We start from the raw sequence: 8751 nt of genomic DNA on the forward strand, positions 1-8751 counted from the left end.
ACCAGCATCCTGACAGCGATCGCTCACAACATCATAAATCCCCTGAGTAGATAGCCGGCCGTCCCGGTAGCCGGGATTGACCGACACAAATAAAGCCTTATCGGGGTCACGCTCACCCCTTGCCTCTAGCCAAGACTCGATCGCCGTGACCGTACCCGTCCCTAACGAGATAATCTCTGATTGATTTCCCCTTCCCTTACCAAAAATTCTTAGGGTTTTGGACTTTTGGTCAAAGTCACCAATATTAGCCTTAGACACTTCCGATCGCCGGAGCGCATTAGACCAAAGAAGCATCAAGAGGGCGTAATCCCTGACTCCCTTTAGAGAAGTCCGGTCAATCCCCGATAGGACTCGCTTGAATGTCTCGCAATCAACCCCGGTCGTGTCACGATATGATGACAATTTCTCACCCTTAACAGACTCAAGCATAAATTCAGAATGACCGCAATTATAAGAAAAAGCGACTAAACTCTTAATAGCGGCTAATCTTCTATTAATTGTGGCCGATTTAAGATTATTTTTGATTAATTCCCCTTTATATCGACTAACTAGGGCATAAGCGCCATGGCGATCGAGAGATAGAAACTTCCCCAATTCCAGATTAATATCTGAGAGAAAATTCTGGATATCCTTTTGGTACACACGCCGGGTATGTGGCGATCGCTTAGTAGCTAACCAATCAGCTAAAACCCTATCCCAATCGGTGCTAGGGGAAACCGGGGTTAAATGGGAAAGTCGAGAATTTAGTAGTACAAGCTTGTCTGACATCTTGCGAAAAGGTTTATTATCAACAGATTAAGAATTGTTAAAAACCCAAAGCATTCTCAACTGAGTAAAGCTTCTCTTTGAGATGCGATACAAGTTTTTCGTTTTATCCGACTCCAATAGGCTTGCTTGTAATTACTCTTGTAGCGGGCGGAAGAATTTTCTCGATTTGTTCCCCCTCTTTCTGTTTAGTGTCAAACAAATCCAATCGGGTTTGAAGATTCAACCAAAAATCAGGAGAGACTTGGAAGTATTTAGCAAGTCTTAAAGCGGTGCTAGGGGTAATCCCCCGGCGACGGTTGACAATTTCATTAATTCGCTGGTAAGGAACCCCAATCGCATCAGCGAGTTGACTCTGTGTGATGCCCATCGGCTTCAAAAATTCCTCGTTCAGCATTTCACCCGGATGGGTGGGTCTTCTATGGGTAGGTGTGCGAACCATGTTTATACTCCTTTTTTAACTGGAATGATAATCAACGACTTCAACATTATCTGGACCGTTTATAGTCCAGATAAAACAGATACGGTACTGATCATTGATTCGGATGCTATGCTGACCTTGCCGATCACCGACTAAAACTTCCAAACAATTGTTGGGTGGAATGCGTAGGTCATCTAGCGAAGTTGCCGAATCGACTAAATCCAGTTTCCGTCGCACCACGTTCCATAAATTTCTAGGGCAGGTTTTCCGTGCTTTTTTGGTATCCTCACCATTGAAAATATTTTTAGTAGCTGTATTCCTGAATGAGACTATCATAATAACACGGTAGCACGTTTTTCATGTTAGACGTTCGCTAAACTATTTCTTTTTAGGCATTGATCACATTTTATTCTTTGCTTGGAACCCATTCGAGAATCTCGCCGGGCTGTATCTCGTACCTATCACAGATTGCCTGTAAGACTGCCACAGAAGGAAGCTGATCAGGGTTCTGGGATAGCTTGTATCCCGTGGACATCGCAATGCCTGTTTGCTGAATGAATTTATAGATTGTGATGCCTCTAGCCTCTGTAAATTCCTTGACCCGATTTTTTAGTACCATTGTATTAGTTTTATGTCTCTATAATTTATTATAACTTTTTTTTAGAATAATGCTTGACAATATTACTGACTTCGCGGTAATATACAGATATAGAGAAAGGCAACCACCGCCAACTTGCAATTAGTGTGATTGCCTTTCCGTCAACCCTTATCAGGTCTAAAACAATGGTACAACTTATCGAAGCTATAGCGCAATCTCCGGCCCGGCGCGTTACCACAAAATACGGTGAGAGAACCGTTATCGACGCGGTTCGGCGTGATAATGGCGAAAAAGTGACCGTTTGGCGCGGTGGGGATGACGATTACTCCCAAAAGCACGTCATTAAGAACGCACGGCTAACCTTAACTCTAGATAACAAGGGTAAATATAGTCTCGTTGAGGATCCCAACTTAGTCAGTCTCGGCCAACCCCTTCCAGAAATACCCGTACCCGTGCGGCCTCTACATAATACCAATCACGTTATCACTCAAGACAGTGAGAAACCTAGCGAGAGTGACCAATCACTCCTATCACCCAATCAAAAGCGAGAAATAGCCAATTATGTGAGTGAAATGGGTAAATTATACGGGTTTTGCTTACAGCAAGCTGAAAACCTCAATTTAGAGGGTGAGGATCGGCGCTGTGTGGCAACTAGCTTATTTATCCAAGCTACCAAACATTTTAATCTTTAATCAATCAAGGGGGAGATTAATTCCCCCTATTAGGAGGAAACATGAAGGAATTTACAGCAATTTTACCCCTCACAATCGAGATCACAATCGCGGCTAAAAACAGAAAAGAAGCATCACTATTCTTTGATGATTTGTATGCCAATATCACCATCGAAAATGACGGGAACCAAGAGATAGAGATAATTAGCGATAATTTGGGATTAATCGAAAATAGTTGGGAGATAGAGGATTAATCAGTTATCAGTTATCAGTAAACCGTAATTATTTAGGAGTATGAATAGGATTTATCTTGATTTTTTTCTTAGATTAAAGCCTATCCTAGATTCTCCCAATAAATCAAAATTAATGGGATTTATCTCTATCAATCTGATTGGCAAATTAGGATTAAGAGTTAAAACTTTTACAGTGATTGGGTTTAAGTGTTGTATAAGTAAACCTTATCTAATAATTAGGAAAGCCTTATAGATTGGTAGTATGAATTAGGTACATTTTTAATCATTATGTGTTACCTTACTATTAAAGAAAAGAGAGGTCTGATATGAAAGTAAAAAACGTCTCCCTAGTGGCCAAGGTTTCCCCTGAGATGAAGCGTCAAATTTTTGAAATTGCTGAAAAAAGGAATGATACGGCATCCACGGTGATGCGAGAGATGATCCGCGAATGCCTTGAAAAAGCCGCCTAAAAAGAACTAACCGCGCCTAGTTTGGCGACTAGAAAGCGGTTCACAAAAAACATTCTTATTATGTCTAACCATAACATTTACGTTGATTTACTGTCAAGTAACCCCCTGAAAAATTCCCAGAACCGTGGGAACAGCGAGAGATTAAGCGATAGAAAGATTACCAGCCCGATTAAATCAGCAATAAGCAGAATAAAGGCTAATTTTGGCAAAATAAGCCAGAATAGCCTTAATTTTACGGCACGGGTAGGTTTAGGCACGGCACAAAAATCTGATATTCACCAAAAAACCACAGCGAGTAATGATCGCTGTGGTTTTACATTTTGTAACTAAAAGGAATTCGTCTTATGTACAACGATTATAGCGAAACCAACGGAAAAAGTCTAGTCCCTGTCACCAAAAATAACCCATGCCCTCACTGTGGGAAACCCGATTGGTGCTACTCAGTAGGGGATTTATCAGTATGCAAGCGTGATTATGACCCCGCGCCCGGTTGGTATAAAACCAATGGGGCCGATAGCGAAGGACACGCCTACTACGCGCCCATAAAGGAAAAGGAAACATGGGCTAAACCCCCACGCCCGGCTAAAACTACCCATTATTACTATCCTGATCGCGATGGTAACGTTTTGGTACGGGTGACAAGAAAAGACGACGGCAACGGTAAAAAAAGCATCTATCAGCAGCATTGGCACGGCAAGCAATGGGTTAACACCCTAGACAATGTTAAACGGGAAAATATACCCATTTATCGCTATCAAGAGATTAAGCAAGCGATCGCCAATGGGGAAAGTATTTTTATCTGTGAGGGTGAGGGTAAGGCTGATCTTTTATGGTCACTGGGTTTACCCGCGACTTGCAATATAGCCGGTTCTAAGAAGTGGAGGCCTTCCGATAGCAAAGACTTAGAAGGGGCCAGCGTGATTTTATGCCCGGATCGAGACGTGCCGGGCATAGAACACTGCGAAGCGATAGCGAAAGACTTCCCCAACGCCCAATGGCTCTACTGTTTCCCTGATTCCCCCCTATGGAATCATCTCCCTGAATCAAGGGGGGCTGATCTGAAAGATTGGATAGATGAAGGGGTTACTAAGGATGACATTATCAAGGCAATCGGCAATAAAAAGCCTCTTAAACAGCAAAAAGCAGAGAAAACGACTAATATAGTCAGTCATCCTCGATTTTCCCCTAAACCCCTAGAAACCGACAAATTAGAGGAAATAATCGATAATTTGATAAGTCAGGGTGTCACCGGTTCCAAGCTAAAAATCGAGTTAGCTTCGATCGCGAAGCAATACGGAATATCGGATCAGCAAGTTACCTCGATATATAAGGAACGGGTACAAGAAAATGACCAAAACCTTGACAAGGATGACCTTTTTAGCGACCTCGACAATATCTTAAAAGCCGATAGCCAACGGCTTGACCTTAGCAAGGTACTCCCTGAGAAATTAGCCAACGCTATTAATCACCATGCCAGATTAACAGGATTGCGATCGGAGGCCTATCTAACTGCGTTACTCAGTGGATTGTCGTCAACCCTTCATCCTGACACTGCATTAATGCTGTATCCTCAAACTAACTGGAAGGTTCCCCCCAACTTGTACGCGGCCATAGTCGCGTTAAGCGGTGAGGGTAAGTCGATAATCGGGCGCGCGATGATTTCTGATCCCTTAAAAGCTTTAATCGAAGGGGATGACATTGATTATGAGTCAAAACTCAGTCAGTATAAAGCTTCTCTCGCTAACTATGAATCGCTGAAAAAATCTAAAAACAGCGAAGCGTTAACCGACTCATACCCAGATGGTCCGCCCTCGAAACCTACCCGGCGGATCAGGTATTTCTCAGGGGGAACCGGTGAGGGCATAGCGAGATATGCAGCTAATAGCCAAGATAAGGGGACGCTTTATTTTAGGGATGAAATCGCGGGACTGTTTAAGAGTGCTAACCAATACCGGGGAGGCCGTGGGTCCGATAGCGAAGATATTCTGGAATACTACGATGGGACCCCCCCCATCACCCTGCGGGCCGACCCCGATAAAACCGTAATTTGTCGCAAAATTCTTTTATCGATTTATGGCACGATACAGCCCGGTGTATTAGAGAAACTGTTAGGGGATAAGGAAGACTCTAGCGGCCAATGGGCGCGGTTCATTTTTTGCCAGCTTCCCCCCTCAACGCTTGACCTTGATATAGATGCAGCCTACCCGGATTTAACACCGATGCTCACAGACCTCTATCGGCAATTTGACCGCCTACCCGTAAAAACTTATGACCTATCACGCCCGGCACGGGAACGATTTCTAAAGGCTGTTAACAGACTCAAATCATTAAGCGAGAATGAACAGCGCCCGGCAATGAGAAACGTGCTAATTAAGGCCCGTGGACTGATCGGACGCTTAGCTTTAAATCTTCATCTTGCTAACTCCCTATTTAACGGTATTACACCATCGATAGAGATTTCTAAAGAAACCATTAACGCGGCTATTGAGTTAGTAAGCTTTTTTATCAACCAAGTCAGGGGGATGTACGGAAAACTATCGGATGACTTACCTAGCGCGTATGCAAGGCTGTTATCGGTAGCATCGGATTGGATAACCCCCAATAACGCTCGAAAAAAAGCTTTTTCAGGAAAAGCTAAGACAGAATACCCATCGTCAAGGATAACTGAGATATTCCGGGAATTAAGCGACAAGGGCTATGGGGAAACTCGATCAACTACCCGTGGCTCGATTGAATTCCGAGCATTAAAGGGGGATAACCTTATCCCCCCAGCGAAACCCTTACCAGATAAGGATTTTGAGATTAAAGGGGATAAAGGGGGGATAAAGGGGGATAACCTTATCCCCCCAGCGAAACCCTTACCAGATAAGGAATACAGCCTAAAGGGGGATAAAGGGGATAAAAAAAATCATTTTGAGAATCAAAACTTAACCCCTCTCAATGATCAGGATGCTGATTACCTATCCCCCCTCACTGAAAAATCAAAAGGGGATAATACCCTATCCCCTTTATCCCCTTTATCCCCCCAAGTTGGTGAAACTCAATCAGAGCAAGACTTTACAAGGGGGGATAAATTAAAATCCCCCTTATCCCCCTTATCCCCTTTATCCCCCCAAGATGGTAAAACCGACTCGGATCACCCGGACACTGACAGCCTTAAACCGGGGGGTGAGTGTGTCTATAAGAAAGGGGGGGGATACCATTGGGTGATCAGTATCGATGGTGATTTAATCACTATTCAAGATTGGCATAAGGAAAATCCCTCTTTCACGGTTGCCATAGATGAAGTCGTACCGCGCACTCCCGGCCCAGAAAGAAAGAAAAAGGAAAAAGCCTAATAGCTATGGGGATTACTTTTTAGTAATCCCCAATCACCCAATAACCCCTATCAACCCAATCAAAATTATGGACTACCAACAACTAGAAAAAGAATTCGATTTAATTCTCGAAAAGCCTTTGTGGATGCGGCCTATCGCGCTAAGTGAACTAGCAAAAAAGAATAAAATACCTTTAAGTAGTATCAGAGTAAGTTTTGATAATTTTTGGAGTCAAAGGCTTAGGGAAAATCGCCAAAATAAGGGATAATCCCCTTTTTACTGGTAATCCCCCAAAATTACCCTGATATAGCCAAAATAAACCCATAAAAGCAAGTCCCGGCACTTTATCGCCTAATAGCGAGTTTTGTCCCCATAATCCCCCTTTTAAGTCGGTTTTGACCTAAAAAACACGGTACATTTTTCCTGATTTTAATCGTTTATTTTTGACCATTTTAGGCGATAATCCTTGAAAAATAGCCAATATCTCACGATTAGAGAGTGTGACTGCCATTCCCAACGGTTTTAACCAATTCTGTCCCCTTTTGGGTAATATCCCCATAATTAAGGGGTTCCACTATTAAAGAAGTGATTTAATAATAAAAGAAATATCCAATAAAACCAAACAATAACTATTAGGAATATGGCAGAAAAAACCAGAGAAACTACAAAATGGACGTGGGAAACTCGCACAGGGTAAGGGTTTTGAGGGTTTTTTGAGTTTAAACATTTAAAATGTTTGACCCTTAAACGCTAATCCTTACCATCTCAGAAAATGCCCAATATTGGGGGAATATCGGGCAAAATGTCCTGAGAAGTGATTCACTGCTAATCGACTTCATACCAAAGGCTATCGGTAGGATTTAATCGCCACTGCTTAAAAAAGTCAGGGTATCTCTTGCTGACAATTGGTTCCCCGATTTTCATCTTCCCCTTCCATTTTTCAATAGTGGATACAGGGACGCGGGTTTTTTCGCTTAATTGGGCATTGGTTAAGCCTTGTCGGTTGCTTACTGTACCCTCACCCGTTACTGATTCAATTGAAACAGTGTCAACCGGGACGGGACCGATCGCGCCCTTGTCCGGTTCAATAGTTGAGTCAGTTTCACCCGGGACGGTTTCGATCGCATTCTGATCGATGGTTTTATCGGTTATGAGGGGAACGGGTAAAGTATCTAGCGAGTCCGATCCCCCTACCGGTTCCATAATCTTTTTTTCCGAATGCTCGATCGCTTCCTTGACCGGTGACGGTGGTGAGGGGGGAACTTCCGGGGTCAAGGTTCCGATCGCCGGTTGGTCCAGTGGTGAGGGTGGTGAGTCCGGGGTGGTAACGCTAACACCCTCACCCAGTTCATCGGGGGGAAGGGAAGGGGAAGGGGGAAGGGGGGAAGGTTCCCCGGTGGGAATCAAGGAAGTAATCGAAGCTTCGCGCTGCATCCTTAATAATAATTCCATCTCATCTAACCTACCATCTAATTTAGTATCTAACCTTTCCTCTAGCCTTGACAGTCTCTCACTCAAGGAAGTGAGTAACTTTCCCACGGTAGCATCTAACCTCACTTCTAATAAACCATCTAACTCTGATTCTATAAGGCTTTTAACCCTACCATCTAACCCAGTATCTAAACTACCATCTAAGCTATTGCCTAAGTTTGAATCTAACCCGTCCGTGAGAAACTGTTTAGCCGCTAGATTGTCGGTAAGGGACGGGTACAGGGAGCGAAGCTTCTCAAGGTATTTATCACTAATCGAAAAAGAAATTACTTTACTCATGGCATCTAATCTAATCTTGGATGATATTATTATCATCTAATTAGCTTAGATGCTGTCATCTAAGTATGACACTTTGAGAATTGGCACTTAATTAAATCCCAATGCTCACGATAAATCACCCCTGAAACTTTTTTCCGTCGGTTTTAGGGGCATTTTTGAGGGGTGTTTTTTGGCTAAATCAGACTATCTAACAAGTCGGTCACTTCCCCTTGATGATTTTTCCGATTGTCGTCATAGATCAGCAAGGTATTGAGTGAACTGTGTCTCGATAACTTTTGTACCCGTCTAACATCCCCCCCGGTAGCCTCTAACGCGGCCGTGATGCTGCTGTGTCTAATTCTGTGAGGTGACATAGTTTTGCTGATACCAGCATCCTGACAGCGATCGCTCACAACATCATAAATCCCCTGAGTAGATAGCCGGCCGTCCCGGTAGCCGGGATTGACCGACACAAATAAAGCCTTATCGGGGTCACGCTCACCCCTTGCCTCTAGCCAAGACTCGAT

Annotated in this window: 11 protein-coding genes; 5 read left to right on the plus strand and 6 right to left on the minus strand. The window is 43.5% G+C overall.

All coding sequences use genetic code 11. The annotated features are described in order from the left end of the window. The 4 genes from O9334_RS04645 to O9334_RS22795 form a co-directional block, all read right to left on the minus strand. On the minus strand, positions 1-768 hold a 768-nt coding region (locus O9334_RS04645), incomplete at its 3' end, for a tyrosine-type recombinase/integrase (RefSeq protein ID WP_287999595.1). A gap of 103 nt (positions 769-871) precedes the next feature. Continuing rightward, positions 872-1207: a HigA family addiction module antitoxin gene (locus O9334_RS04650; RefSeq protein WP_123230360.1), complete on the minus strand. Its 336-nt coding sequence runs from the start codon at positions 1205-1207 to the stop codon at positions 872-874. A 15-nt stretch (positions 1208-1222) separates the two neighbouring features. Continuing rightward, positions 1223-1522 carry a type II toxin-antitoxin system RelE/ParE family toxin gene (locus tag O9334_RS04655; protein ID WP_123230361.1) on the minus strand — a complete coding sequence of 100 codons (300 nt, stop codon included), beginning with the start codon at positions 1520-1522 and terminating at the stop codon, positions 1223-1225. A 70-nt stretch (positions 1523-1592) separates the two neighbouring features. Next, positions 1593-1805 (minus strand): helix-turn-helix domain-containing protein, encoded by a 213-nt coding sequence (locus O9334_RS22795; RefSeq protein WP_123230362.1) that lies wholly within the window; start codon positions 1803-1805, stop codon positions 1593-1595. A 164-nt stretch (positions 1806-1969) separates the two neighbouring features. Here O9334_RS22795 and O9334_RS04660 point away from each other — a divergent pair, with 164 nt between their 5' ends. The 5 genes from O9334_RS04660 (at position 1970) to O9334_RS04680 (ending at position 6496) form a co-directional block, all read left to right on the plus strand. Further along, positions 1970-2476: a hypothetical protein gene (locus tag O9334_RS04660; RefSeq protein ID WP_287999596.1), complete on the plus strand. Its 507-nt coding sequence runs from the start codon at positions 1970-1972 to the stop codon at positions 2474-2476. Between the two features lie 41 nt (positions 2477-2517). Further along, positions 2518-2709: a hypothetical protein gene (locus O9334_RS04665; protein ID WP_287999597.1), complete on the plus strand. Its 192-nt coding sequence runs from the start codon at positions 2518-2520 to the stop codon at positions 2707-2709. A 305-nt stretch (positions 2710-3014) separates the two neighbouring features. Continuing rightward, a complete protein-coding gene (locus tag O9334_RS04670) occupies positions 3015-3158 on the plus strand; it encodes a ribbon-helix-helix protein, CopG family (protein ID WP_287999598.1) in 144 nt (47 codons plus the stop codon). 60 nt (positions 3159-3218) lie between these two features. Further along, a complete protein-coding gene (locus O9334_RS04675) occupies positions 3219-3488 on the plus strand; it encodes a hypothetical protein (RefSeq protein ID WP_287999599.1) in 270 nt (89 codons plus the stop codon). A 14-nt stretch (positions 3489-3502) separates the two neighbouring features. Next, positions 3503-6496 (plus strand): DUF3987 domain-containing protein, encoded by a 2994-nt coding sequence (locus O9334_RS04680; protein WP_287999600.1) that lies wholly within the window; start codon positions 3503-3505, stop codon positions 6494-6496. Positions 6497-7300: 804 nt separating this feature from the next. On the opposite strand, the gene O9334_RS04685 is transcribed toward O9334_RS04680, so the two are convergent. Further along, a complete protein-coding gene (locus O9334_RS04685) occupies positions 7301-8245 on the minus strand; it encodes a hypothetical protein (protein WP_287999601.1) in 945 nt (314 codons plus the stop codon). Between the two features lie 173 nt (positions 8246-8418). Continuing rightward, on the minus strand, positions 8419-8751 hold a 333-nt coding region (locus O9334_RS04690; RefSeq protein ID WP_287999602.1), incomplete at its 5' end, for a tyrosine-type recombinase/integrase.

The organism is Microcystis sp. LE19-8.1F, from assembly GCF_027531715.1.
Lineage (GTDB): Bacteria > Cyanobacteriota > Cyanobacteriia > Cyanobacteriales > Microcystaceae > Microcystis > Microcystis wesenbergii_A.